The 25,749-nt window shown below is 72.4% G+C and carries 24 protein-coding genes; 9 read left to right on the top strand and 15 right to left on the bottom strand.

Annotation, left to right across the window (positions count from 1 at the left end; translation table 11 throughout):
* Positions 1-5: 5 nt before the first annotated feature.
* Entirely contained in the window at positions 6-929 is a 924-nt protein-coding gene (locus tag ACL02U_RS02625) for an SDR family NAD(P)-dependent oxidoreductase (RefSeq protein WP_412788925.1), read from the top strand.
* A 102-nt stretch (positions 930-1,031) separates the two neighbouring features.
* The gene (locus tag ACL02U_RS02620) at positions 1,032-1,715 is read left to right on the top strand and encodes a LysR substrate-binding domain-containing protein (protein WP_412788924.1); all 684 of its coding nucleotides are present in this window, start codon (positions 1,032-1,034) and stop codon (positions 1,713-1,715) included.
* 52 nt (positions 1,716-1,767) lie between these two features.
* Here ACL02U_RS02620 and ACL02U_RS02615 read toward each other — a convergent pair whose 3' ends face one another.
* The 4 genes from ACL02U_RS02615 to ACL02U_RS02600 all read right to left on the bottom strand — a co-directional run bounded on the left by ACL02U_RS02615 (position 1,768) and on the right by ACL02U_RS02600 (position 6,270).
* Positions 1,768-2,409: a TetR/AcrR family transcriptional regulator gene (locus tag ACL02U_RS02615; RefSeq protein WP_412788923.1), complete on the bottom strand. Its 642-nt coding sequence runs from the start codon at positions 2,407-2,409 to the stop codon at positions 1,768-1,770.
* A gap of 248 nt (positions 2,410-2,657) precedes the next feature.
* Positions 2,658-3,353: an alpha/beta fold hydrolase gene (locus ACL02U_RS02610; protein ID WP_412788922.1), complete on the bottom strand. Its 696-nt coding sequence runs from the start codon at positions 3,351-3,353 to the stop codon at positions 2,658-2,660.
* Positions 3,354-3,592: 239 nt separating this feature from the next.
* Entirely contained in the window at positions 3,593-4,987 is a 1,395-nt protein-coding gene (locus ACL02U_RS02605; protein ID WP_412788921.1) for a dihydrolipoyl dehydrogenase family protein, read from the bottom strand.
* A 311-nt stretch (positions 4,988-5,298) separates the two neighbouring features.
* On the bottom strand, positions 5,299-6,270 hold the full coding sequence (locus ACL02U_RS02600; RefSeq protein WP_412788920.1) for an alpha/beta hydrolase: 972 nt from the start codon (positions 6,268-6,270) through the stop codon (positions 5,299-5,301).
* A gap of 501 nt (positions 6,271-6,771) precedes the next feature.
* On the opposite strand from ACL02U_RS02600, the gene ACL02U_RS02595 reads away from it, so the two are divergent.
* The 4 genes from ACL02U_RS02595 (at position 6,772) to ACL02U_RS02580 (ending at position 9,808) form a co-directional block, all read left to right on the top strand.
* Positions 6,772-7,647, top strand: coding sequence for an oxidoreductase (locus ACL02U_RS02595; protein ID WP_412788999.1), 876 nt, complete (start codon positions 6,772-6,774; stop codon positions 7,645-7,647).
* A gap of 118 nt (positions 7,648-7,765) precedes the next feature.
* Complete coding sequence (locus tag ACL02U_RS02590) at positions 7,766-8,539, top strand: SDR family oxidoreductase (RefSeq protein WP_412788919.1); 774 nt, start codon at positions 7,766-7,768, stop codon at positions 8,537-8,539.
* Between the two features lie 35 nt (positions 8,540-8,574).
* On the top strand, positions 8,575-8,895 hold the full coding sequence (locus ACL02U_RS02585; protein WP_412788918.1) for a nuclear transport factor 2 family protein: 321 nt from the start codon (positions 8,575-8,577) through the stop codon (positions 8,893-8,895).
* 70 nt (positions 8,896-8,965) lie between these two features.
* Positions 8,966-9,808 carry a MerR family transcriptional regulator gene (locus ACL02U_RS02580; protein ID WP_412788917.1) on the top strand — a complete coding sequence of 281 codons (843 nt, stop codon included), beginning with the start codon at positions 8,966-8,968 and terminating at the stop codon, positions 9,806-9,808.
* Positions 9,809-9,831: 23 nt separating this feature from the next.
* Here the strand turns inward: ACL02U_RS02580 and ACL02U_RS02575 are convergent, their stop codons facing one another.
* The 3 genes from ACL02U_RS02575 to ACL02U_RS02565 all read right to left on the bottom strand — a co-directional run bounded on the left by ACL02U_RS02575 (position 9,832) and on the right by ACL02U_RS02565 (position 14,876).
* Entirely contained in the window at positions 9,832-12,630 is a 2,799-nt protein-coding gene (locus ACL02U_RS02575) for a helix-turn-helix transcriptional regulator (RefSeq protein WP_412788916.1), read from the bottom strand.
* A 448-nt stretch (positions 12,631-13,078) separates the two neighbouring features.
* On the bottom strand, positions 13,079-14,305 hold the full coding sequence (locus ACL02U_RS02570; RefSeq protein WP_412788915.1) for an epoxide hydrolase family protein: 1,227 nt from the start codon (positions 14,303-14,305) through the stop codon (positions 13,079-13,081).
* A 127-nt stretch (positions 14,306-14,432) separates the two neighbouring features.
* Positions 14,433-14,876 (bottom strand): nuclear transport factor 2 family protein, encoded by a 444-nt coding sequence (locus ACL02U_RS02565; protein ID WP_412788914.1) that lies wholly within the window; start codon positions 14,874-14,876, stop codon positions 14,433-14,435.
* A gap of 328 nt (positions 14,877-15,204) precedes the next feature.
* On the opposite strand from ACL02U_RS02565, the gene ACL02U_RS02560 reads away from it, so the two are divergent.
* Positions 15,205-15,879: a TetR/AcrR family transcriptional regulator gene (locus ACL02U_RS02560; RefSeq protein WP_412788913.1), complete on the top strand. Its 675-nt coding sequence runs from the start codon at positions 15,205-15,207 to the stop codon at positions 15,877-15,879.
* A 136-nt stretch (positions 15,880-16,015) separates the two neighbouring features.
* Here ACL02U_RS02560 and ACL02U_RS02555 read toward each other — a convergent pair whose 3' ends face one another.
* On the bottom strand, positions 16,016-16,573 hold the full coding sequence (locus tag ACL02U_RS02555) for a TetR/AcrR family transcriptional regulator (protein ID WP_412788912.1): 558 nt from the start codon (positions 16,571-16,573) through the stop codon (positions 16,016-16,018).
* Positions 16,574-17,003: 430 nt separating this feature from the next.
* Complete coding sequence (locus ACL02U_RS02550; RefSeq protein ID WP_412788911.1) at positions 17,004-17,405, bottom strand: nitroreductase/quinone reductase family protein; 402 nt, start codon at positions 17,403-17,405, stop codon at positions 17,004-17,006.
* 263 nt (positions 17,406-17,668) lie between these two features.
* Here ACL02U_RS02550 and ACL02U_RS02545 point away from each other — a divergent pair, with 263 nt between their 5' ends.
* Positions 17,669-19,096, top strand: a complete 1,428-nt coding sequence (locus ACL02U_RS02545; RefSeq protein ID WP_412788910.1) for an aldehyde dehydrogenase family protein — start codon at positions 17,669-17,671, stop codon at positions 19,094-19,096.
* Positions 19,097-19,358: 262 nt separating this feature from the next.
* On the opposite strand, the gene ACL02U_RS02540 is transcribed toward ACL02U_RS02545, so the two are convergent.
* The 5 genes from ACL02U_RS02540 to ACL02U_RS02520 form a co-directional block, all read right to left on the bottom strand.
* Entirely contained in the window at positions 19,359-21,152 is a 1,794-nt protein-coding gene (locus ACL02U_RS02540) for a dolichyl-phosphate-mannose--protein mannosyltransferase (protein ID WP_412788909.1), read from the bottom strand.
* The gene (locus tag ACL02U_RS02535; RefSeq protein ID WP_412788908.1) at positions 21,149-21,946 is read right to left on the bottom strand and encodes a L,D-transpeptidase family protein; all 798 of its coding nucleotides are present in this window, start codon (positions 21,944-21,946) and stop codon (positions 21,149-21,151) included. Before ACL02U_RS02535 ends, ACL02U_RS02540 begins: the two co-directional genes overlap by 4 nt.
* A 168-nt stretch (positions 21,947-22,114) precedes the next feature.
* On the bottom strand, positions 22,115-23,341 hold the full coding sequence (locus ACL02U_RS02530) for a CU044_5270 family protein (protein WP_412788907.1): 1,227 nt from the start codon (positions 23,339-23,341) through the stop codon (positions 22,115-22,117).
* The gene (locus tag ACL02U_RS02525; RefSeq protein WP_412788906.1) at positions 23,338-23,907 is read right to left on the bottom strand and encodes an RNA polymerase sigma factor; all 570 of its coding nucleotides are present in this window, start codon (positions 23,905-23,907) and stop codon (positions 23,338-23,340) included. Before ACL02U_RS02525 ends, ACL02U_RS02530 begins: the two co-directional genes overlap by 4 nt.
* Positions 23,908-24,003: 96 nt before the next feature.
* Positions 24,004-24,486, bottom strand: coding sequence for a transposase family protein (locus ACL02U_RS02520; RefSeq protein WP_412788998.1), 483 nt, complete (start codon positions 24,484-24,486; stop codon positions 24,004-24,006).
* A 153-nt stretch (positions 24,487-24,639) separates the two neighbouring features.
* Here ACL02U_RS02520 and ACL02U_RS02515 point away from each other — a divergent pair, with 153 nt between their 5' ends.
* The gene (locus tag ACL02U_RS02515; RefSeq protein WP_412788905.1) at positions 24,640-25,143 is read left to right on the top strand and encodes a hypothetical protein; all 504 of its coding nucleotides are present in this window, start codon (positions 24,640-24,642) and stop codon (positions 25,141-25,143) included.
* 351 nt (positions 25,144-25,494) lie between these two features.
* Here the strand turns inward: ACL02U_RS02515 and ACL02U_RS02510 are convergent, their stop codons facing one another.
* Positions 25,495-25,686 carry a hypothetical protein gene (locus ACL02U_RS02510; protein WP_412788904.1) on the bottom strand — a complete coding sequence of 64 codons (192 nt, stop codon included), beginning with the start codon at positions 25,684-25,686 and terminating at the stop codon, positions 25,495-25,497.
* Between the last annotated feature and the right edge of the window lie 63 nt (positions 25,687-25,749).

Raw genomic sequence — 25,749 nt, 5'->3', positions numbered from 1 at the left:
GCCCGTTGTCCGAGCCAGTGAAGAGCCCGTTCGACCGGCACTCGACCGCTTCCGAGGTGATCGAAGGCGTCGGCCTCGCCGGCCGGCGCGCGATCGTGACCGGGGCCACCTCCGGGATCGGGGTGGAGACCGCCCGGGCGCTGGCGGCCGCCGGTGCCGAGGTCACGCTCGCGGTCCGGCGCCCGGACGCGGGTGAGGAGGTCGCCGCCGCCCTGCGGGAGAGGACGGGGAACGACGCGGTGCGCACCGCCCGCCTGGACGTGGCGGACCTGGACTCGGTGCACGCGTTCACCAGCGCCTGGCGCGGTCCGCTGCACATCCTGGTCAACAACGCCGGGATCATGATGCCGCCGGAGCTCGAGCGGGGCATGCGCGGCCAGGAGCAGCAGTTCGCCACCAACTACCTGGGCCACTTCGCGCTCACCGTCGGACTGCACGGGGCGCTGGCGGATGCCGGCGGTGCCCGCGTCGTGACGGTGTCCTCCAGCGGCCACCTGTTCTCGCCGGTGGTCTTCGACGACCTCGACTTCCGCTTCCGCCCCTACGACGCCCTGACCGCCTACGGCCAGTCCAAGACCGCGGAGGTCCTGCTGGCGGTGGAGGCGGACCGCCGCTGGTCGGCCGAGGGCATCAGGGCGAACGCGCTGCATCCCGGGGCGATCGCGACGAACCTCCAGCGGCACACCGGGGGCCTGAGGACCCCCGAGCCGTACCGCAAGACGGTCGAGCAGGGGGCTGCCACCTCCGTCTTCCTCGCCGCGTCCCCCTTGGTCGAGGGCGTCGGCGGGCGCTACTTCGAGGACGTCGCCCAAGCCCCCGTGGTCGACGCCCGGCCCACGGCCCTCGGGGTGCCCGCGGTGGCGCGGTACGCGCTGGACGCGGCGAACGCCGAGCGCCTGTGGAAGACCGCCACCGGCATCCTCCGCTGAGCTCCGCCACGGACATCCGGCCCCGTCCCGCAGAAGGGCAGCCACCTGTACGGGAAGATCGGCCAGGTCGGTCTTCCCGCCCTGGGCGACCAGGGCGCACCGATGGCGGAGGCAGTGGGCGGGCGCGGCCTCTTGTGCGGCACCTGCGCGCCCTCGGCTGTCCCGGACCGTCCGGGTCCGGTCTCCCGGGCGTCCCGGCGCGGTTCCCTCGCCACCGGTCTGCACCGCACCCGGCGTGCCGTGCCGCCGGCCGCGCTCGTGATCGCCGTCAAGCCGGGAACGGGGTCCGGCCTGCTCGCGGACCTGCTGCGCGCCCACCACGCCGACGCCGAGATGTTCTTCACCCACGACCAGCCCGCGGCACTGCGCGACGGCACGGCGGACGTGGCACTGCTGTGTGCGGACACCGACGACCTGGACGGCCTGGACACCGTGGAAGTGGGTGAGGAGAGGGCCGTCGCACTGCTGCCCGCCGGGCACCGCCTGGCCGGGCGACCCGCCGTGACCACTCGGGAACTGGCCGTCGAGGAGCCCTTCACCGCGCAGTGCCCGGCCGTCGCCCTCGACGAGATCGTCGACCGCGTCGCCCTCGGCCGTCTGATCACGATCGTGGGTTCCAGCGCGGCCGACCGACTCGGCCGCTCCGCCGTCGCCGTACCCGTGACGGACCGTCCCGCCACCCGGCTCGTCCTCGGCCGGCCCGACGGCGCTTCCCACGCCCCGACGGCCGCGTTCGTGGCGACCGCCCTGGCACTCACCGCTGACCGCCCTGGCACTCACCGCTGACCGCTCCGGCGATGCCACCGCGGACCGCCCCGGTGATGCCGCCTCCTGAGGCTCAGTCGCCCGTCCGGCCCCCGGGACGGCGGTACACGCCGTACCAGTAGCCGCGGGCCAGCTCGCGGGCGACCAGGGCGTCGTCGCTTCCGTCGCCGTCCGCCACCTGCCGGGCGATCACCTGCCCGCCGCCCTGCACGATCAACCTGGCGGCGAGTCGCGGGTCGACGTCCGCCGGTGTGCGCCCGGCCCGCTGCTCCTCCTCCAGGACCGCCGCGGTGTTGTCGATGAACCGGTCCTGATCGGCCGTCCACGCCTCCCGGACCGCAGGGTCGTACGCGGCCACCTCGTTGATCGCCGACAGTACGGCCGTGTGCTGGCGGTAGTGCCGCAGGATCAGCTCGTAGGAACGCGCCAGCCCGTCGATTCCGCCGTCGGGGCCGCAGGGGCGCCAGGACTGCGCGATCGCGAAACTCTCCGTCTTGAGCGAACCGCTCAACCGGAGAAGCACATCGACCTTGTCACGGAAGTACAGGTAGAACGTGGAACGGGAGATGCCCGCGGCACGCGCGATCTGCTCCACACTCAGCTCCGTGTACGTCACACCACCGCACAGAAGCTCCTCCAGCACGGACAGGATCCGCCCCTCGAGCACAGCCCTCCGGTCTGCCGCGGTGGAGCGTCGTCGCGTCGTGGAAGCCATGCGGCCATCCTAGGCAAACCGACCGGACGGCCTCACGGAGATCCTGCGTCCCGCCCGTACGGTGCCGGACAAGCGGCCGCACGGCGGGTACCGCCGTGCGGCGTGGCCCGCCCCGGTGTCGGCACCGCGTGTCAGCACCGCATGTCGGCACCCGGTACCGGCACCGCGTCGGATGCGCCGCAGCGGGGGCGTCCGGCGGGGTTCCCGCCGGGCGCCGACCGCTGGGACGATCACTCCGGCCAGGGGATTCAGTCGAACGGTCCGAGCACGATCTCCGCGAGGAGGGCCGCGAGCTCCACGGGCATCGACAGGAACGGGGAGTGGCCGCTCGCGACGCGGTGGACCACGTCGGACTTGGCGGACAACTCCTCCTGGTACTGCGGTGGCAGCGCCCGGTCGTGCTCGCAGACGACGTACGCCGACGGGACCGAGCGCCAGGCCGCCCGGGTCAGCGTGTCGCTGAAGGATCGCGTGCTCTGCGGCACCAGCCGCTCGGCGGCCCGAGCGGCCTCGGGCCCCGGCACGTCCGCGTAGAACATCGGCACCGGACCGTCCGGTACCGGCTGGAAGCCGCCGGGGTCCGGGGGAACGGGTGCGCCGTGGTACGCCAGGAGACCTTCTCCGACGTCGAGTTGGTAGGCCGCGAGGTAGACCAGGCGTGTGACGTCCGGGGCTTCGGCGACGGCCTGGGTGACGGGTATGCCCCCGTAGGAGTGCGCGACCACCACCGCCGGGCCGTCGATGCGCTTCAGTTCGTCGAGCACCGCCTGCGCGTCGTCCCGCACCCCGGCCTCCCGGCCGGCGCTCGGCAGGTCGACCGTACGGGTCGTCCAGCCGTCGGCGTCCAGCACCGCTCTCAGCCCGTCCCAGCACCAGGAGCCGTGCCACGCCCCGTGCACCAGGAGCAGGGTCGGCCTGGAAGTTCCACCAGCAGTCACGGTCATCCCGCTCCCATGATTCCCCCGCCAAGGCGCACGGTGGCGCCGTCACAGGACTCCAAAAGTGAATTGGACACACTGTCCAACGCCATATCCAAGTCCATGTTCGCGTTCATGTCCAACCCCGTGTCCGGCGAGCCGGTTCGGCTGCAGCCGGGCGCGGGGCTGTCAGGCGCCCGCCAGAGGTCCGCCAGGCGCCCGCCAGACGCCCGCCAGAGGTCCGTCAGAGGTCCGTCAGACGCCCGTCAGACGTCCGTCAGGGTCGCGAAGAGCAGGTTGAGTCCCTCGGCCATGGTGGGGTGAGTGATCACCATGTCGCGCAGGGCTGTGCAGGGCAGGCCGGCGAGCATGGCCGTCTGCACGGTGGTGATGGTCTCCCCGGCTTCCGGGCCGAGGAGCGAGGCGCCCAGGACGCGCTGGGTGCCGGCGTCCACGACGGCCTTCCACAGCCCCTGTGTCTCCCCGGTCGTGCGTGCCCGGGGGATGGCCGACACGGGCAGCCGGGCGATGCGCACGGCGTGCCCCCGGCGGCGGGCCTCCTCCTCGGTGAGGCCGACGTGGGCGAGGTCGAAGCTGAGGAACGTGGTGTGCGGTATCAGGCGGTCCCGGGTGGAGCGGGAGCCGCCGCGCAGGTTCTCCTTGAGGATCCGGTAGTCGTCCAGGGACGCGTGGGTGAACTGGGGGCTGCCGGCCACGTCGCCGGCCGCCCAGGTGTGCGGCGCGGTGGTGGCCAGGTGCTCGTCGACCTCGACGAAGCCGCCCGGGGTGAGCGCCACCCCGGCCCGGGGCAGGTCCAGTTCCGCCGTGACGGGCTCGCGTCCCACGGCGACGAGGATGTCGTCGGCGGCCAGTTCACGGCCGTCCGCCAACGTCACGGTCACCTCGCCGCCGCCGTCCCGGTCGACGCGCGTGGCCTTCCCGCCGAACACGAGGGCGACACCGTTGCCGGTCAGCATGTCCAGGGCGGCGGCCGCGATCTCGTGGTCCTCGCGCGGCAGCAGCCGGGTGTGCGGGCTCACCACGGTGACCCGGCTGCCGAAGGCGGCGAGCATGTCCGCGAACTCCAGCCCGATGGGACCGTCGCCGAGCACGACCAGACGGTCGGGAATCCGCTCGAGCCGCAGCAGCGTCTCGCTGGTGAGCGCCCCCGCCGTCGCCAGGCCCGGGACGGCGGGGACGCGCGGGCGCGTCCCCGTGTTGACGACCGTCTCGGCGCCGCGCAGCACACGGGTCCCTCCGTCGCGCAGGGCGACGCGCACCGTGCGCTCGGCGACGAACCGCGCCTGCCCGATCACCAGGTCCATGCCGGAGTCGAGGAACTGCTTGTGGTTGAGGGCGACCATGCCGTCGACGACCTCGCTCCGGCGGTCCCGCAGCAGTCCGGCGTCGACCCCCGCACCGCCCGCGTCACCCACGACGAGCCCGAGGTCGCGGGCGCGCCCCAGGGTCCTGCGGGCGCGGGCGCTGGCCACCAGGGTCTTGGTCGGGATGCAGGCGACGTTGATGCACGTGCCCCCGATCATGCCCCGCTCGACCATGGCGACGCGTCTGCCGCCCCTGGCCTGGTCCATGGCGAGCGTCTTGCCCGCCTTGCCGCCGCCCACGACGAGGAGGTCGACGTCCTCTGCCGTCGTCGTCATGTGTGCCCTGCCTTCCTGTCCTGGCTCGGAGCCGGTCGCTGTCGTGGGCCGGAGCCGGTCGCTGTCGCGGCTCGGAGCCGGTCGCTGTCGTAGCTCGCAGCCGGTCGCTGTCGTGGGCCGGAGCCGGCCGTTCGAACGGTCGGCGGACCCCGCGGTTCACGCGGTCCGTCCGCGCGGTCCGTTCACGCCGTCCGTTCACGCCGTCCGTTCACGCCGTCCGTTCACGCCGTCCGTTCACGCGGTCCGTTCACGCGGTCCGTCCGCGCGGCCGCCACGGGCCGCGCGGCAGCCGGCGGAAGTATCCGGTGCCGCTACTCCCCGGTGGTGCCGAGAGCGCCGCGGAGTGCCGCGACTGCCTGCGCGACGGCCGCCCGGGTGGCGTGCGTCGCACTCAGCGGGTTGAGCATCATGAAGTCGTGGGTGATTCCGGCGTAGCGGACGGCGGTCACGGCGACGCCCGCGGCCCGGAGCCTGGCGGCGTACGCCTCGCCCTCGTCGCGCAGTACGTCGGCCTCGTCCACGATCACCAGGGCGGGCGGCAGTCCGGCCAGTTGCTCCAGGCTCGCCCGCAGCGGGGAGACCGTGATGGCCGCGCGGCGTGAGACGTCGGGCAGGTAGGCGTCCCAGAACCACTCCATGGCCTTGGCGGTCAGGAAGTAGCCGGTGGCGAACCGGGCGTAGGAGCCGGTGTCCATGGCCGCGTCGGTGACCGGGTAGTACAGCGACTGATGCACGAAGCGGACGTCGCCGCGTTCCTCGGCCAGCAGTGTCAGCGCCGCGGCCATGTTCCCGCCGACCGAGTCACCGGCCACCGCCAGGCGGGCCGCGTCGAGGCCGTGGTCGTGGCCATGGCGCACGATCCACCGGGCGGTCGCGTAACCCTGCTCGACGGCGACCGGGTAGCGCGCCTCGGGAGACCGGGTGTACTCGACGAACACCACGGCGGCCCGCGCCCCGGCGGCGAGCTCGCACACGAGCCGGTCATGGGTGCCGGCGTTGCCGAGGACCCAGCCGCCGCCGTGCATGTAGAGCACCACCGGCAGCGGCCCCGTGGCTCCCCGCGGACGGACGACACGCACCCGGACGTCGCCGGCGTCGGCGGGCACGGTGATCCACTCCGAGTCGACGGGTGGTTTCCCGACCGGTGCGGCCTGGAGGTCGTCCAGCACCCGGCGGGCCTTCTCCACGCCGAGCTCGTACAGGAAGGGCGGCTGCGAGGTGGCGTCGGCGAGCTGCTGGGAAGCGGGTTCCAGAACGATGTCGGGTGCGGACTCGACGGTCATGGCACGACTCCTCCGTGTTCGGGCCGGTGGCGGCAGCCGGCCGGCTGCCGCACTGCCGTGCCGTCAGGGTGCTGCCGGCCGTGGGACGCCCGCATCCGTCACGCCCCGGCCGCGGCCCCCGGTCCTTCCCGTCGTGCCGGGCCGTTGCCCGGTCGGCCCGCTCCCCTCCACCGGTCCTGCGGTCGGCACGCTCCCCTCCACCGGTCCTGCGGGGGTGGGCCGCCCCCTCCACCGGTCCTGCGGGTGGGCACGACTGCGGCAACGACTGCGGCCCGTACGGCCCGTGCGGGGGGCCGGCGCCCGGCATGTGTGCCCCCAGGGCCTCCGGCACCGGACCGGGGACCTCCCTGATGCGAGGGGCCGTGCGGGCGACGACACTCGCCGCAAGGCCCGCAGACGCGAGCGACTTCGCCGGCGGACCGGCCGACACCCCGGTCCCCGGCCACTGACGGGTGAGGTGCCGGTCTCTCCGCCGACGCGACGAAGGAGGCAGCCGTGACCATCGGTGACCAGCAGTCCCCGGCAACCCTCGAGACGCTGAAGCTGACCGACGGCTTCACCATCACCCGCATGGGGTACGGGGCGATGCAACTGGCCGGCCCGCAGGTCTTCGGCCCGCCGGAGGACCGCGACCGGGCGGTCGCGGTGCTTCGGGAGGCCGTCGCCCTGGGGATCACCCACATCGACACCGCCGGCTTCTACGGCCCGGTCGTCACGAACGAGATCATCAGGGAGGCGCTGTATCCGTACGCCGAGCCGGTCCGCATCGCCACGAAGGTCGGCGCCCGCCGCGGCGAGGACGGTTCCTGGCTCAGCTCCCTGGACCCGCAGGATCTGAAGACTCAGGTGTACGAGAACCTGGAGCACCTCGGCCTGAGCGTCCTCGATCTCGTCTACCTCCGTCTCGCATCGCACGAGGGCACCACCGACACCTCGCTGGCCGAGGAGTTCACCGCGCTCGCCGAGCTCCGGCAGGAGGGCGTGATCCGTCATCTCGGCCTCAGCGGCGTCTCCTCGGCCCAGCTCACCGAGGCGCAGGCCATCGCGCCGGTCGTCGCCGTGCAGAACCTGTACAACCTGGTGAACCGCCAGGACGACGCGCTCGTCGAGCGTGCCGCGCACGAGAACATCGCCTTCGCGTCCTTCTTCCCGCTGGGCGGGTTCACCCCCCTGCAGTCCGGCACCCTGACAGCGGTCGCACGCCGGCTGGACGCCTCACCCCAGCAGGTCGCCCTGGCCTGGCTTCTGCAGCGCTCACCGACCTCGGTCGTCATCCCCGGCACCACCTCGGTCGCCCACCTGCGCGAGAACGTCCTGGCCGCCCGGCTCGAGCTGCCCGCGGACGCCGTTCGGGAACTGGACGCCATCGGCGCCTGAACCGGCCGTACTCCGCTGCCCGGGCGGCCCCGCGCTTCACCCGGCGGTGTCCGCCGGCAGCCGAGCCCGGTCGTACGGGCTTGAGTCTCCCCCCGGGGGAGGCCCCAGCCTCGCGGTCATGAACGGAACTGATCTCGACGGACGCGTCGCCGTGGTGGCGGGCGGCAGCAAGGGCACCGGACTGGCGACGGCACGCCGGCTCCGGGACGCCGGGGCGCGGACGGTCACCATCGCCCGGACGGCGCCCGATTCGCCCGACCCCCTCTTCGTGCGGGCCGACCTGGCCACCCCCGAGGGAGCCGCGTCGGCGGCCGCGGCGGTGACCGGGCTGGTCGGCGTGCCGGACATCCTGGTGCATGTCGTGGGCGGCTCCCGGAGCCCGGCCGGCGGGTACGCGGCCCTGGACGACGAGCTGTGGGCGCAGGAACTGGCGCTCAACCTGTACCCGGCGGTCCGGCTGGACCGCGCGCTGGTTCCCGGGATGGCGGCCCGCGGCTCGGGCGCCGTGGTCCACGTGACGTCGATCCAGCGCCGGATGCCGCTGCACGACTCGACACTGGCGTACGCCGCCGCCAAGAGCGCCCTGGCCACCTACAGCAAGGGGCTCGCGAACGAGGTGGCACCGGCCGGTGTCCGGGTCAACTCGGTCGCCCCCGGCTTCATCCGCACCGACGGTGCCGAGCGTCTCCTCTCCCGTCGGATGCTCGAGGACGGCATCTCCCGGGAGGCGGCCCTCGGCGGCCTGATGAAGGTGCTGGGCGGCATCCCGCTGGGTCGGCCCGCCGAGCCGGAGGAGGTGGCCGAGGTGATCGCCTTCCTGGCCTCGGACCGGGCGAGCGCGGTGACCGGCAGCGAGCACATCGTCGACGGCGGCACCGTCCGCACCCTCTGAGCCCCCCCATCAGCAGCAGAACGCAGGAGAAGAGCATGCAGGACATCCAGGAGTTCGCCGAGGAGTACTTCGCCGCGGCGGTCGATCCCGACCGCGAACGCTACTTCGCGCTCTTCGGGGACGACTCGGTGGTACACGACGACGGCCGGAGCCACCACGGGCTCCCGGCGGTCCGCCGCTGGCGCGACGAGGGACCGTCCGTGCGCTACGCCCTCGGCGAGGTCACCGGCACGGCCGCCGCGTGCGAAGCAGTCGCCGAAGTGTCCGGCGGCTTCCCGGGCAGCCCGGTCACCCTCCGCTTCGCCTTCGAGCGCGATGTGCAGGGGAAGATCACCCTGCTGGACATCGGCGTCTGAGGCCAGGACCCGAAACACGACCCGAAACACGACCCGACACCGGTCCGGACGAGTCCCCGAGGAGGGCGGCATGGCCGAGCGACTGACGATCGGGGAGTTCTCCCGGATCACGCACCTGAGCATCCGCGCGCTGCGCCGCTACCACGAGCAGGGCCTCCTCGTCCCCGCGGAGGTCGACCCGGCCACGGGGTACCGCTACTACGCGCCCGCGCAGGTCCGGCCGGCGCTGACCGTCAGACGGTTCCGGGAGCTCGACCTCCCGCTGGCGGATCTCCGGCGCTTCCTCGAGGCCGAGTCCGCCGGCGGGGGCGGGAGCGGTGGTGCGGCGCAGCAGGTCGTCGCCGCCCACCTCCGCCGGCTCGAAGACCGCCTCGGCCGCACGCAGCGGGCGGTCCAGGCGCTTCGGGAACTCCTCGACCCGGAGGCCGAGCGGGCGGTGGCCCTTGAGGTGCTGCCGCCTCAGCGCGTCCTGGCCGTGTCCCTCGACGTTCCCCCCGGATCGGACCTGAGCTGGTACGACAGCGCGATGCGCGATCTGGACGCGGCAGCCGGCCGACGGCCGGTGCTCCCGCCGGGCGGCCGGTACGAACACCGGCTCTTCAGCGAGGGGCACGGCCGCGCCACCGTCTACCTCCCGGCGGACGAGCCGGTGCCACCCGGCGCACCGGCGACCGTGCGGGAACGCCGGCTGCCCCGGCGGACGGCCGCCGTGGCCGTCCACAGCGGTCCGCACGACGATCTCGACCTCACCTACGGCGCCGTGGGGTCCTTCGCCGCCCGAAACGGTCTGCGCTCCGACGACCTCGTCGAGGAGATCTATCTCGTCGGGCCGCGCGACACCGACCAGCCCGATCGCTGGCGCACCCTCGTCGCCTGGCTGATCGCCTCCGACACCGGTCGGTCCACGACGTAGGAGAGGCACACGGCGTCCGCGCCTCAGAGGTCGTCGCCGAGCACGGTCCTGATCTCGGTGCGCGAGGCGATGCCTCGCTTGGCGAAGACCTTGCGCAGGTGGTACTCGACGGTGCGCGGGCTCATGAACAGCCGGCTGCCGATCTCCGGGTTCGTCAGGCCCTCGCCGACGAGCCGGGCGATCTGGAGTTCCCGCGGCGTCAGGTCGCCGCCGGCCTCGACGCTTCGTCTGCGGACGCTCTCTCCGGTGGCCCGCAGCTCGCGCGCCGCGCGCTCGGCGAACGCCGCCATGCCCAGCGTGGTGAACACGTCGTGGGCGCGGCGCAGGTGTTCGCGTGCGTCGACCCGGCGCCGCTCGCGGCGCAGCCATTCGCCGTACAGCAGGTGGGTACGGGCGGACTCCGGCCGCAGCCGGGTCGCGCCGAGCCGGTCGATCGCCTCACGGTAGAGGGCCTCGGTGTCCCCACCCGGCTCGGCCAGCGCGCGTGAGCGGGCCTCGATACCCCGCGCCCAGTCGGTCCGGCTCGCCCCGGTCGACTCCATGAGCTGCTCAAGCGCTTGTGAGGCGAGTTCGGCGTCACCGCACCGGACGGCCGCCTCGACCAGTTCGGCCGGAGCCCAGTGGGCGGCGACTCCGGGTGCCGGGGGGTCGGCGCTGGCCTGTGCGGCGGCGGTGCGGGCCTCCTGGTAACGGCCCTGGCCGTTGCGGAGCACCGCGGTCGCCCACTGGGCGACGGTCAACCCGACGCCCTCGCCCCGCTTCCGCGCCTCGCTCACGGCCCGTCGGCCCAGTTCCTCGGCCTCCGCCTCCCTCCCCCGCCAGGCGGCGAGCGTGAGGGCCCCGTAGTCGGTGATCTGCATCCCGGTCACCGCGGTGATGGTGCTCACCTCGGTACTGAGCGCCGCGGCCTCGGGCAGTTCGCCTTCGAAGAGGTGCACGATGATCCGCGAGCTCAGGGCGAGGGGGAGGACGGACAGCGCACCGGTCGTGCGGGCGAGACGGACGTGCCGCTCGGCAAGGGCGCGCCACGCGTCGCCGTCCCAACGGGCCACGGCCGTGATGTAGGCGAGCCACAGCCACCGCAGTTCCTCCTCGGCACAGACGCCGTCGCCGAGGAAGGCGTTCACCGCCCGGTTCATCGCGGGGGCCGCCGCGACCGAGTTCTCGGTGAGGTACCGGGACAGCGCCTCCAGGAGGAGGTCGGCGGCTCCGGGGGAACCCGGTGCGGGCGGTGCCGCACGGGCCGCGGCGGCGATCTCCAGCAGACCGCAGCCGTGGGCCAGCCGGCCGGCGAACATGGCGGCGGAGAGGGTCTGGAGGTAGGTCTCGCGGGCCAGCCGGGCGTCCAGCGACTCCAGTCGCTTGGCGGCGTCGAGCAGCAGGGGCGGAGCGAGGTTGCCGTGGTGCGCGGTGAACGCGATCTCGGCCCGCAGCAGGCCGGCCCGGGCGTGCTGTCGCTCGTCGAGCGGGCCCGCCTCCGCGACGGCCAGCAGTTCACGGGCCGCTTCGGCGGCGCCGGCCTTCTGCTCCGCGTGGGCGGCGGTCAGGGCACGCTCCGCGCGACGCGCGGACTCGGGCGTGAGCATGACGGCGCGGTGCATGAAGGCCGCCGCCGCGGCCAGGCCGCCGCGGGCCTGCGCGTGCCCGGCCGAGAGCTCGAGTTCGGCGGCCACCTCCTCATCGGGTGCGGCCGCGGCGTGGGCGCGGTGCCATGCGCGCTGCTCCGGCAGGGCCTCGGCGTCGGTGGCCTCGGCCAGTGCCTCATGAGCGCACATCCGTTCTTTCGCCGACGCGGCACGGTAGACGGCCGAGCGTACGAGCGGATGGCGGAAACGGATCCGGGTGCCGAACTGGATCAGACGGGCCGCGGCAGCGGCGGCCAGGGCGCCCGCGCCGATTCCCAGCCGCGCGGCCGCGCGCCAGACCAGTACCGGGTCGCCGAGTGGTTCGGCAGCCGCCAGCAGCAGTAGCTGCCGGGTGTCCGAGGGCAGCCGCTCGAGCTGCCTCCGGAAGCTGTCCTCGATGCGGCCGGAGAGCGCCTGCGGGGCGGGGAGCCCGAAACCGCCCGCCAGTTCCGCGTGCGTCAACCCGCGGGGCAGTTCGAGCAGGGCCAGGGGGTTGCCCCGGGCCTCGGCGACGATCCGCTCGCACACTCTTTCGTCCAGCGGGCCGGGAATCGCCGTACGCAGCAGCTTCCGCGCGTCCTCGTCGTCCAGCCCGCCCAGCCGGATCTCCGGCAGGCCCCAGGCCTGCGCGCCGTCGCCCGGGCCGTCATCGGCGTCGCGGACGGCGAAGACGCAGACGACCGGCTCCGCGGTGAGGCGGCGCGCCACGAACGCGAGCACCTGGGCCGAGACCCGGTCGAGCCACTGGGCGTCGTCGATCACGCAGACGAGGGGCTTCTCCTCGGCGGCCGCGGCGATCAGGCCGAGTACGGCGAGCGAGAGCAGGAAGCGGTCCGGCGGCGGCCCGCTGCGCAGGCCGAACGCTGTGCCGAGCGCGTCGCGCTGCGGCCCCGGCAACCGGTCGAGCAGATCCAGCATCGGCGCACACAACTGGTGCACCGCCGCGAAGGCGAGTTCCATCTCGGACTGAACGCCCGAGACGGTCACCACGCGGCAGTCGGAGGCCTGTCGCACCAGGTGGTCCAGCAACGTCGACTTGCCGACACCCGGCTCACCGCGGATCACCAGGGCCCGGCTCTCCCCCGCACGCGCGGATTTGAGCGCCCCATCGAGCGCCTCGCGCTCCGTCCGCCGCCCCAGCAAGGGGATCAGGGGTGGGCCGACAGCGGGGTCAGGGCCTCGATGGCTTGTCGGCATTCCGCCTCCGTGTGGCGCCGTCCTGGCGACAGTCTATGACCGGACCGGCGTTCACGCTGATGAGGTGTGCCGGCCACCGCCCACCGCCCCCGCCCACCGGGCGCCTCGCGCCTCGGGACTCGGGGCTCGGGGCTCGGGGCTCGCGCCTCGGGCTCCGGCCTCGGGGCTCGCGCGCTGGAGGGTTCAGCCGCAGCTCGCCGGATGCGGTTCCCGGCCCGACCGCGCACCGGCACACGGCGAATACGCGGTCGCCCGGCACTACGGGACGGCGGGCGTCGCGACCCGGCGCAAGGCGCTGCACGGGACCGTGCGGTCGACGTACCGGAACGCGCCCGAGCGGCTGCCGCAGCACACGGCCGCACGTCGTGGTGGTCGACCGCGACGACCGTCGCGCATCCGTCCCGGGCAGCCCCCGGGCCTGCTCGGCTTGTTGGCGGTCCGGTTCCGCTCAGCGCAGCTCGCGGAAGGTGGCGCGCAGGTCGTGGACCCATGCCTCCGGGTTCTCCCACGGGCCGAAGTGCCCTCCCCTGCCGTGCACGTTGACCGCCCGGACGTCGCCGTAGAAACCGGTCCGGCCGAACGCCGCCCTGCGCTCTTCGGGGGTGTGTACTCCGGGCGGGGAGGCGTCACCGAGCAGGAAGGTGAAGCCGGCGGGCGCCCCGACGGCGGGTGTGCGCCCGTGCGAGGGCGTCCAGGGGTGCAGGTTGGCGTTGCGGTAGGCGCGTACGGAGGAACCGATGGCCTGGTTGGCCCAGTACAGGGTCGCGTTGGTGAGGATGTGGTCGGCGGGGAAGACCTCGTCGAAGTCGGTTGCCGGGTCGCTCCACTTCCTCCACCGCTTGAGGATCCAGGCCAGCATCCCCGCGGGGGAGTCGTTGAGGCCGTGGGTGAGTGTCTGGCCGTCGAGCATGTGGGCGACGACGTGTGAGACGTAGGTGTCGTTGAAGTCCAGGACGTCCCGGCGCAGTTGCTCGGGCATGCCCTCGGTCGTCGTCCGGCCGCCGGTCAGGTCCCAGTACCGGTCGCCCTGGAAGATGTTCAGCGGCATCTCGTTGCCCAGGTGGATGCCGTACAGCGAGTCGGCGTACTTGTGGCCGAGCTGCGCGCCGACGAGCGCGCCGTAGTCGCCCGCCCCGACGGCGAACCGCTCGTGGCCGAGGACGCGGGTCATCAGCTCGTGGAACCGGTCGGCCATGGTCACGAAGTTCTCGCCGGCGTTGGTGAGCGGGGTGGAGAAGGCGAAGCCGGGCAGGGAGGCCACGACGACGTCGAACGCGTCGGCGGGGTCGCCGCCGAACGCGGCAGGGTCGGCCAGCGGCCGGATCACCTTGCTCCAGTCCCAGAAGGACCAGGGCCAGCCGTGCAGCAGGAGCAGCGGCACCGGGTCCGCTCCCCTGCCCCGTTCGCGGAGGAAGTGCACGGGCGTGCCGCCGATGTCGAGGCGGTGGTGGCGGTAGGTGTTCAGCTCCTTCTCCACGCCACGCCAGTCGAAGCCGTCCGCCCAGTACTCGACGAGGGGTCTGAGGTGGGAGGTGGGCAGGCCGTACACCTCGTCCTCGTTGCCGGGGTCGGGTGCGAAGCGGGTCGCCCTGAGCCGGGCACGCAGGTCGTCGAGGACGTCCTGCGGGACACGGATGGTGAACTGCGGGAGTTCGGGGTCCTGTCGCATGGTCATGAGATCTCCTGGGTGCTCGGGGGACGGGAGAACGCGGTCGTGCGCGGTGCCGATCTCGCGCGAGGAGGGGCGGCCGGGACTCCGGCCCGGCACGGCGCCCGGCACGGCGCCCGGCACGGCCCGTGGATCAGGTGAATTCCAGCCGGACGCGGGTCAGTTCGAGTTCGGCGATGCGCCAGCCGTCCGCGGCCCGGACGAAGCGGGGACGGTAGTGCCCGAAGCCGTGCATGGTGCGGGGCGTGTCCGCGGTGCCCTCCGGACGGATGATGAGGTCCTCCATCGCCCAGGTCCCGTCGGCCGAGTCACGGGAGTGGACGTCGATCACGTCGGAGAACAGGTGGTGCACCACGGTCGCGTCCGGACCGACGCTGCGGCGGATCGAGTCGGCGATCTCCCGGCGCCCCCGCATGACGCGGACCGGTGAGCCGTCCACCAGCCGCGGGGTGAACGTGCCGTCCGGGGTGAACAGCTGAGCCAGTTCCTCCCAGCGCTGGTGGTCGGCGAGGTGGACGTAGGACGCCATCAGGCGCCGCAGGTCCTCGACGATGACGAGGCGATCGAGGTCGTGCACGGGGCGTCGCTTCCTTTCGCGGTTCGGGACTGCGACCGGTCGTGGTTCGGGAGTACCACCGGTCGTGGTTCGGGAGTGCGACCGGTCGTGGTTCGGGAGTGCGACCGGTCGTGGTTCGGGAGTACCACCGGTCGTGGTTCGGGAGTGCGACCGGTCGTGGTTCGGGAGTACCACCGGTCGTGGTTCGGGAGTGCGACCGGTCGTGGTTGGGGAGTACGACCGGCCCCCGGCGGACCGGGGCGAGGCCCACCGCACGGCGGCGCGGCGGCCCTGTCCGGTCACGCTCGCCCGTTTAAAATGGACCCGCAAGTCCAGAAGAGGAGGCGCCATGCGCACCGGCAGAGCGACCGCGCCGCACCTGACCGCGAAGGGAGCGGCGACCCGGCGCCGCATCGTGGAGGGAGCGGCGGCGGAGATCCGGGAGAAGGGAGTGACCGCCACCCTGGACGACGTCCGTGCCCGTACGTCGACCAGCAAGAGCCAGATCTTCCACTACTTCCCCGGCGGCAAGGACGAACTGCTGCTCGCCGTCGCCGCGCACGAGGCGGACCGGGTACTGGAGGACCAGCAGCCGTACCTGTCCGAGCTCGGTGAACTGAGCACCTGGCAAGCGTGGCGGAACTGGCGTGACGCCGTCGTACGGCGCTACGAGCAGCAGGGCGTCAACTGCCCTCTGGGCCTGTTGATCACCGAACTCGGCCGGACCACGCCCGCCTCCCAGGCGCTCACCGGGCAACTGCTCACCCGGTGGCAGCGCGCCCTGCGCACCGGCGTCCGGCGCATGCAGGACGCCGGGCGGATCGACGTCCGGCTGGACGCCGACCGCACGGCGGCCGCACTGGTCGCCGCAGTGCAGGGCGGGGTGGTCATTCTGATGTCCACGGGTGGCATCGCCCACCTGGAGGCCGCCCTGGACACCACGCTGATGCTGCTGCGGTCCGGTGCGCCCGCGGCCGAGCCGTCCGGCGGCAGCGGGGAGAGCCCCGGCTGCCCCGCCACCTGACGGCGCCCGGTCGCCAAGGGGTGCGAAGCTCCTCCCCTCCGGCCTCCCTTCGTCGAGGTCCGGAGGCGCCCAGGCCGGGAACCGAAGGCCCGGCGGGAGGCGCCCCTCGTCGAGGAGTAACCGGGGGCGGAGGGAGTCACCGGGGGCGGAGGCCGTCCATCACGTGCTCCATGATCCTGTTCGCCTGCGCCCTGCCGTCCGCGCCCGGGTCCACCCGCCACAGGAAGCCCATCAGGAGCAGGACGTCGGCCGGGTCCAGGCCGTTCCGCAGGCTGCCGTCGGCCGCGCAGGCGCGCAGCAGCTCTCCCACGGCTGCGGTGACCGGCGCGTACGTCTGGTTCACGGCGTCCTGGACGGCGGCGGTGTGCAGCGCTTCGCCGAGGCCGTGCTTGAGCCGTACGTAGTCCGCGAGGGTGTGGAACCAGTCGCGGAACGCGTCCAGCGGCTCCCGGGTCGCGAGCATGCCGGGGACGGAATCGGCGAGGCGCTGCACGTCGTGCCGGTAGACGGCGAGGATCAGGTCCTCGCGGGTGGGGAAGTGCCGGTAGAGGGTTCCCGCGCCGACTCCGGCACGTTTGGCGATGAGGTTCAGGGAAGCCGTGCCCGACTCCGCGAGGGCGTCGTGCGCCACTTGCAGGATGCGTTCGCGGTTTCTGAGCGCGTCCGCACGTTGCTCGGTCGATGGTCCTGGCATGACACGTCCATGATGTGTACGGCAACTGTCGCCGGTGTGGGCACCCCGGAGCGCCGGAGAACTCTCCGATTGCCCCCAGTCTAGGACCTGCCCGCCGGGCGACGGCACCGGAGCCGGTTCCGGGCGGAGCCTGTTCCGGGCGGAGCCTGTTCCGGGCGGAGCCCGCGCCCGGACCGGCGGCCGCGGAGCCACGGGCCCGCGGCCGCCGGTCCGGGCGCACGACGGGCGGCGAACCACGGCGGGGCCTCGGACGACCGGGCGCCGGCCGGCGGAGCCGGCCCGTTCCCGGACGGCACGGCGGGCCACTATCCGGGGGCGGGCAGTGTCGGACGGCGGGCGAAGACGCCGCCCTGCGGGCCCGGAAGGGGACCCTGCGGCCCGAGGGCTCCCCCGCCGGCCACCGCGACCGCTCCGCGGCGCGCGGCGGCCTTCACTCCCGGTCGTCGAAGTCGACTCGGACCAGGGGACTCCCGGCGACCCATTCCGCCAGCATCCCGGGGTCGCCCTCCCGGTTCGGCGACTGTTCGATGATCTCGGCGAGCACCCTCCGCCGGGTGTTCTCGTCAAAGATCGCCACGGCCGTGGCCGGCAGGTCGGCCTGCACCCCGTGCTTGAGGTGGAGGGTGAAGCGCGGGTGGGCGCGAAGGTTGGCGTACCAGGCGCGTGGGGTGGCGTCGCTGGCGAGGTACCAGAGACCGTCCACCCGCCACAGCCAGATCTCGATGCGGCGCGGCCTGCCGGTGCGCGCGCCGATGGTGGTGATGTCCACGGTGCGCTCACGTGTCGTGGACTGCGGGCCGATGTCCAGCGCGCGTGCGACGGAATCGAGCACGACGGGCTCCCTTCTGCGGTCTGTGCACGTCTCGGACCGCTGCGGCGTTCCGCTCCCGACACCGTCCGGGCCGCACGGGTTTGTTAACCGGAGAACTCTCCGATAATATTCCAGGACATCCGGAGAGCTCTCCGTTTGTCTCGGGGTGTGCCGTCCCGGCGGCCCGCGGCCGCCGCACCGCCCCGCACCGCCCGTCCCGCAGCACCCGAGCGGGCTCCGACCCGCCGCAGGGCGTCAGACCGATCCAGAGCAGGAGAACGACGGTGGAGCAGATCACCTCGCACTACATCAACGGCAGGTTCGTCCCCTCGCACGGCCAGGAGGTGTTCGACCTCGTCAGTCCCACCACGAGGGAGGTCGTGGGCCAGGTGACCCTCGGCGACGAGCGGGACACCCGCGACGCCGTCCGCGCGGCGAAGGAGGCGTTCGCCTCCTTCTCCCGGTCGCCCCTCGGGGAACGCCGCGACTACCTGCAACGGCTGCACGACGCCGTCACCGCCCGCACCCGGGAGCACTGCGAGGCGATGCGCGTGGAGTACGGCGCCCCGCCGCAGCGCGCCGCAGCCACGGTCGCCCGCGCGGCCAAGAGCTTCCTGAACGCCAGGGAAGTGATCGACGACGTGGCGTTCACGCGGGCCTTCGGCGACGTGCAGGTCCTGCTCAAGCCGGTGGGCGTGGCCGGACTGATCACCCCCTGGAACTCCAACATCCTCATGATCTGCCACAAGGTCGCCTCCGCGATCGCGGCCGGCTGCACCGTGGTCGTCAAGCCCAGTGAACTCAGCTCGATGCAGGCGCAGGTGCTGGTCGAGTGCTTCGACGACGCCGGGCTGCCGCCCGGGGTCGTCAACGTCGTCCACGGACGCGGTGAGGTGGTCGGCGAGGAACTCGGCACCAACCCGGACGTGGCGAAGATCTCCTTCACCGGTTCCACCGCGGTCGGCAAGAAGCTGATGCGCAACGCCGCCGAGACGATGAAGCGCGTGACGCTCGAACTGGGCGGCAAGTCCGCGCACATCGTGCTGGAGGACGCCGATCTGAACCGGGCGATCCCCTTCGCGTTGAGCGCCGCCTTCATGAACAGCGGTCAGGCCTGCGTGGCCGGGTCCCGGCTGCTGGTGCCCGAGAGCCGGCTGGCGGAGGTCGAGGAGGCACTCAGGACCCGGGTCGCCGAGCTCGCGGTGGGTGACCCGCTCGACCCGCGGACCGCGATCGGCCCCATGGTCACCGAGAAGCAGTACGAGCGGGTCCAGGGCTACATCCGCGCAGGCGTCGAGGAGGGCGCGGAGATCCTCATCGGCGGCGAGGGCCGTCCGCAGGGCCTGGAGTCCGGCTTCTTCGTCAAGCCCACCGTGTTCGTCGGCGTCCGCAACGACATGACGATCGCCCGGGAGGAGATATTCGGCCCCGTCCTGTCCGTCATCTCCTACGCGACCGAGGACGAGGCCGTCGCCATCGCCAACGACACCGACTACGGCCTGTTCGCCTACGTCACCACCGCGGACCCCGAGCACGGCCGACGACTGGCCACCCGCCTCGAGGCCGGCGGGGTCATGGTCAACGAGTTGTTCGACTTCTACGACCACCCCCACGCGCCCATCGGCGGTTTCAAGCAGTCCGGCTTCGGCCGCGAGTTCGGCGTGGAGGGCATCGGGGAGTACCTCGGCACCCAGTCCGTCTACTCCCGCTGAACAGCGGGCCCGGCCACATCCTCACGCCGTCGGCGAGAGGCATGCGGCGGAGCGACCGACCGACCGTCTCCAACCGCGGGCAGCGGCAACGGCCGGCCGATGCGCACCGGCTGCGCGGGACGTCGGCACCGGTCGCGGCCGGAAGCCGGAAGCCAGGAGCCGGGCACCGGGCACCGGGCACCGGGCACCGGGCACCGGGCACCGGGCACCGGCAGCAGATCACCTACCGGCCCGCCGGTGGGTCGGGACGGCGCGGACGGGCTCAGATCCAGGTGTCGAACCACATTCTGGCGTGCCAGTCGGCGTAGGGGATCGTCTGCCCGGTGTAGATCGGCAGGAAATGGAGGAAGTTCCAGGCGATGAGCAGGACGAGCACACCTGCGGCCACCGTCCCCCGCACACCTGCGGCCACCGCACCCCGCACGCGACGCCTGCCGGCCGCTCCCGGTGGACCCGACAGGGCGCCCAGCATCATCGTCACGGCCAGGCAGAGGTACGGCACGAAGACGACCGCGTAGAAGGAGAAGACGGTGCGGTCCTGGTAGAGGAACCAGGGCAGCCAGCCGGCACCGACCGCGCACAGAACCGCACCGGCGCGCCAGTCGCGGCGCAGCGCCCACCGGTGGAGCAGGTACACGAGCGCGCAGCACGCCGACCACCAGAGCAGCGGCGTGCCCAGGGCGAGAACCGTCTGCGAGCAGTCGACGGCCGTGTGGCAGCCGTCGGTCCCCGGCCCCGGGGACCGGTAGTGGAAGAGGACGGGGCGGCCGAGGACCAGCCAGCTCCAGGGGTTGGACTCGTAGGGGTGGGGGGTGTGCAGGCCCACGTTGAACCGGTAGACGCCGTACTCGTAGTGCCACAGGCTGCGCAGAGGCGCCGGTATCCACGACCATGCGCCGCCGCGGCCGTCTGCCCAGTGGCGTCCGTAGCCGTCGTCGGACACGAACCAGCCGGTCCATGCCGCCAGATAGGTCACCCCGGCGACCGGGACCAGGGACAGGAAGGACGGGCCGGCGTCCTTGCGCAGTACCGCCCGGTACGGGCGGCGAGCCCCGGCGGTGCGGCGGGCGCCGACGTCCCACAGCACCGTCAGGGCCACGAAGGAGGCCAGCACGTACAGGCCGTTCCACTTGGTGGAAGCCGCCAGTCCCAGGAGGCTCCCGGCTGCGAGCCGCCAGGGGCGCGCCCCCGTTCCGGCGTGGTCACCGGTGTACGCGTCCGGGCGCGCACGGCCGTCCGGGCCGACCGGTAGGGCTGCCGCCAGCCTGGCTCTTGCGCGGTCCCGGTCGATCAGCAGGCATCCGAACGCCGCCAGGACGAAGAACATGACCACGATGTCCAGCAGCGCGGTACGGCTCATCACCACGTGCAGCCCGTCCATCGCCATCAGCGTGCCGGCCAGGCAGCCCAGCAACGTCGAACGGAACAGGCGGCGTCCGATTCGGCAGAGCATGAGCACCGACAGGGTGCCCAGGACCGCAGGCATGAAGCGCCAGCCGAACGGGGTGAGGCCGAACATCCACTCGCCGAGGGCGATCACCCACTTGCCCGTCGGCGGGTGTGCGACGAAGGATCCCGTGTCGGAGAGCGGGATGACCTGAGGGTGGGCGAGTATCTGCGGGTCGGAGATCGTGCGGTCCGGCCAGGTGCCCTCGTAGCCCAGTCGCAGCAGGGACCAGGCGTCCTTGGCGTAGTAGGTCTCGTCGAAGACGACGCCCCGCGGCCGGTCGAGGTGCCGGAAGCGGATCGCTCCGGCCAGAACGGCGACGAGCACCGGCCCCAGCCAGTCCGTCGCCTTCGCGATGCGGTGGGCCCGTGCGGGATCGAGGCGACCGAGGCGACCGAGGCGGGCGAGGCGACCGAGGCGACCGAGGCGACCGAGGCGACCGAGGCGGGTGAACTCCCGTAGCCGGGCGTAGGGTTCGGGGAAAGGCGGAATCAGTCGCTCGCGAGTGTCGGTCCGGGGGCCTGCGGCGTGACCGAATCGGCGAAGTCGAGTCTGCCAGTCCTCGGGCGCGGTTGTCGGGCGGGCGCAGGCGGTGTGAGGACTCTTCACCGGGCGAGGGAGGCCGCGTCGCCCATGACGACGACAGGGTGCGCGGCGGGGTCGAGGGCTCGCAGCAACTGCTTCATGTGCGTCCTGGACAGGCTGACGCAGGCGTGCGTGGGGCCTCCGTGGTCCACGTGGATCCATATGCCCCCGCCGCGGTTCGCGCCCATCGGCTTGGCACCGTCCATCGGCGACGTTCCCGGCCTCCGGTTGTAGTTGATGGCGACCACGTAGTCGAAGGAACCGGCGAGCGGTTCGCCCTCGAAGCCGGATCCGCCGGCGGAGAAGGCACGGGACCGGTGGTAGGGCAACTCGGTGCCGGGGTCGGCCAGCCGTCCGCCCGCATCGGTGAGACCGAACACCCCTATGGGACTGCGCAGGTCACCCGCATGGTGATCGTCGGTCCAGCCCTTGTAGCCGTTGTGCGCGGCCCACACCGGCCCGGGGCGCCAGCCGCCGTCGACGCGCTGGTAGAGCACGGCTTTCGAGGACGCGGAGTCGCGTGCGGCTCCCGTGACCAGGACCACCTGGCGGGCGTCGGCCGGAACGTGCGACAAGGTCGTGGGACCGAGTCCCGGCAGCCGGGTGGGGATTTCGGGCCGCGGCGAAGCCGTCGTCCCCGGTGGGACGGTGGCGGCCGACGACCGCCCCGGTCCGGAGGCGGCGGCGTCATGGACGACCGAGGACGCCTGGGAGGCCGGGGCGGAGTTCGCCCGGGCCGTGTGGTGGTAGGCGACGATCCCCAGCGAGGAGACGAGGACTGCCGCGACTGCGGAGACGGAGGGCCTGTGAAGGCGCATGGTACGGGCTTTCTGAAGACGTAGGGAGGAGTGGGGCAGCCCACGGGGGTGCTCGCGACGACCCGGCCGGTGCCGGTGTGCCCGCGGGAGGCTGCGCCCCGGCTCCGGCCGTTTCGCCGGGGACACGGACCGGAGCCGGGGGACCACCGGCGGGGGTCGGCCGCCGGCTCAGCCGCGCGCGTTCTCCGGCACCGTGATCTGGCGCTCGCCCCAGCTCATGAGGGTGGTCGCCGAGTAGTTCACCGTCATGCCCGCGTCCAGACCCGCTTCCCGCGCCCTGGCCGAGGCCTTGACCAGGACGACCTGCTCACTGAGCATCGCGCCGGTGGAGGGGTCCACCACCAGCTGCTGCTGCGTGGTCCCCAACGGTGTGCGGTACGTGAGGGGGAACTCGACGGCGACGCCCTCCCGCCCCAGAGGGTCGTGGACGTGTCCGATCACCCGTACTCCGGGCAGATCCGCCATCATCCGGTAGGCGGCCGCCCGGACGCCGGGCTTCACGGGCATGGTGACGAGGTCGGCCGCCTGACGCAGCATCCAGGCGCTGCGGCCCGCGGCACCGGTCCCGGCGCCGTGGTCCTCGGCGTGCAGCCGCTCCAGGTAGCGGCGCAACCCGTCACTGGTGGAGGGCAGTTCGCGTAGAGCCTGGTAGGAGATGTTGTGCGAGCCGACGGCGTAGATCCTGTCGTCGATGTTCGTCCTCATGACCGTCGGCCGCCCGGTTCCCATCGGGTAGTCGATCGCGTTCTTCCCGGTACCGGTCGCGGCCTCGACCCGCACCGTGCCGGGCGAGCCCGCGGCGCGCCAGCGTGCCCTGTCCACGGCGGTCCGGGGCTCGGTCACGGCATCCAGTCCGGAGACCATGAGGCTCCCGGTTCCGGGTCGCACACCCACCGACCACTCCTCGGTGGACGTGCTGCGCACGGCGAAGAGGCGCCCTTCCTCGCCGGCGACGTCCACGTTCTCCGAGCGGGTGGTGGTCTGCCAGTACGTTCCCTCGGCGGCCGAACTCTCCGCCTTCTCGGCCGCGCCGAGCAGTTCGAGGTGTCCGTCGACGCGGACGTCCTCGCTGCCGCCCGGCTGCACCGCTGCGACGGAGGCCTGCGGCTGCACGGCCGGCCGATCGGCCGGCTGCCGGTCGAGCGCGCCCACGACCACCACCGACGCGGCCACGGCTGCGAGGGCCACCGCGCCCAGCGGCCGGAACCCGCTCCTCCGGCGAGGCGCGAGGAGGCCGGTCACGTGTCCGTCCGCCTGCTCGGTGACGATGCGTGCGAGGTCGCCCCGCTGTCGCGCGGGGTCCACCAGCCGGGACGGGTCCAGTTCGCCGGGCCGTGCTTCCCTGAGCACCTTCATGGCGTCGGGCCGCCCGAGCCGCTGGCGGTTCTTCTTCACGCGGGTGCTCCTTCGTGACGGGTGGGGTGGGGGGTCTTTGCGGGAGATGCGGGGGCCGTCTCCGACGGGGATGCCGCTTCCAGGGCCTTCTCCAGCCGGCGGCGGGCCCGGTACAGACGGACGGTCAGTGTCGGGCCGGTGCAGCCGAGGACCTGGGCGGCCTCCTTGGTGCTGAGGGCGTGCCAGGCGATGAGCGTCAGCAGTTCCCGGTCGGCCTCCGGCAGGCTGGCCAGGGCCTGGAGTGCGTTGTGCCGGTCGGTGACCTCCGCTGCGACGTCGTCACCGACGTCGGTCCGGGCGCCGCTGCTGATGCGCTGTGCCTCCTCGGCGGCGAGGAGGTACTGGCGGGCGTCCCGACGACGCAGTTCGCGCACCAGGTTGCGGGCCACCCCCAGGAGCCACGGCAGCGCCGGCTGGGGAATGCTTCCCATCCGCTGCCAGGCGACGGTGAACGTCTCACTGGTGATGTCCTCCCCCACCTGCCGCCCGACCAGGCTGGTGGCGTAGGCGAGGACGCGCGGATAGCACTCCTCGTACACGTCCCGGAAGCGTTGGGCATGTGTCACGCGCCGTCCCCTCGTTTCGCCTGTCTCACCAGGCAATGCGCGCAGCGGCCCGTTTCTTACATCCCGAACGGAGAAATCCTGCGGATGTGGCGCGCGTCACACCGGACAGGTGCGGTCCGTACCCCGCACCCCGTGCTCCGTGCTCCGTGACACGTGCCCCGCGCTCGGGCGGCAGCCCCGGCTCGGCCGGCAGTGCCCGGCGGCCTCGCCGGACGCCTCCGCGCTCTTCCGGAGCTGGTACGGAAAGAACCGGGCTCGGGCCGATGACCGTGAGCAGGCCGATGGGCGGGCTGGTCCCGCGGAGTTCCAGCAGGCGAGGTAGGCACCGACGGCCCGGTCCAGGGCGTCACCGTCGACGGCCGCCAGTACACGGCCGATCGTGGTCCGCGAGGGAGCATGACGCCACCGCAGCGGATGCCGTCGGACTCCGACGGCCGTCAGCGCGGCGTCCGAGGCCCGCGCCGCACGCTCGGCGATCTCGTCGACGCTCCCGGCTCCCGACACGGCCGCGCAGACGCAGACGAGGAGCATCGCGGTCAGCGAGTACCAGCGGCCCCGTCTCGCACGCGGGTCGGGCACCAGGTTCGGAAACGTCCGCAGGTACACGACTTGGCCGATGCCCAGCGGACCCAGCCTCACCAACACCGCTGGGATGAGGGAGGATACAGCGGCAGGCACGGGCTACGAACCCTTCGGACCGCTAGCTACATCTGTCACCATTCAGGATCCCTAATGATCACAGGCGAGTTCAGGCAGACGCTTGCGAGAGTTCGTGAAGCCATCCACTCCAGCGAAGAGTGGAGCATCTTCAATTCTGTTCCACCGGGCGTCTCCCGGCGGCCGGAACTGGATGCTCCGGAGGAGTACCTGGACTTCTTGCTTGCGGCCGACGGAGCTGTCATGGGGGCAGTGGTGGTCCTCGACAAGAGGTTCGCCGAGAAGTCGCAGGCGTTGATCTCGCCGGGTATGGTCGAAGTTCCCGAAGATCCAGATAACTGGTTCGTCGTCGGGAAGGTAAACGAGAATCCCGTACTGGTCAATCGCCCAGATGGCTCGATCTGGACTTACCCTGACATGTTGTCTTCCTGGTGGGCGAGTCGCCGATTCGAGAGAGTGGCGGACAGTCTTGCCGAGTTCGTATTGGAGTACGGACTCGGCTCCTGCTACTTGCGCATCACCGGCGCCACAGAATCTGATCAATGGTGGCAGTTATTGCGTCAATTGGGAGTCGCGTGAAAGAAGTTCCGCGGCTTTGCTACCTCTTGTCATTCACGGTAAGAGGTAGCGAAGCCGCTCTGCGGTCATGAAAGCAAAGACATGGAACCTGTTCTTCTCCAGGCTGCGGAGTCCCTGCCGGTTACGCCAGCTCCGAAGCGTGCCGAATGGCATGAGGAGTGTTTTGCGTGGTCACTGCCGTTGCCTGAAGCCCACTATGACTTCCGATCAACACCGCAGAGTTTACGATCTGTTGCCCCCTGCCGAAACCATCCTGTGAAGTTCACAGGAGCCCAACTGGCCCCCATTGGCGTGGGGGAGACGTCCTAAGTCTCGATAATCAGCGGGGCGTGGCTCGTTGCGGAGTCCGCGTCACCTGGCTGGTGGATACCTTGAGGAATCTCGGTAGTCGTCGCGGCTGACGAAGTAGCCCACGACGATGAAAACGCCCAGGATTCCTACACCGACGCCGACAAGAACCGCACCTATCCCCTTCCCCTCGGTTATGAAGCGTACCGCGCCGGTAAGCCCGAAGACTGCCATGCATCCGCCGAGGACGAGCATCCGCGAACTCTGGGGCTTCAGCCAGTGCCACAAACCGGGGCGGCTGCGGCCACTCAAGGGCGG

The organism is Streptomyces sp. MS06 (assembly GCF_047200655.1).
Classification (GTDB): domain Bacteria; phylum Actinomycetota; class Actinomycetes; order Streptomycetales; family Streptomycetaceae; genus Streptomyces.
Note: the sequence above shows the minus strand (reverse complement) of the source record. Positions and strands in the feature narration are given on the sequence as shown.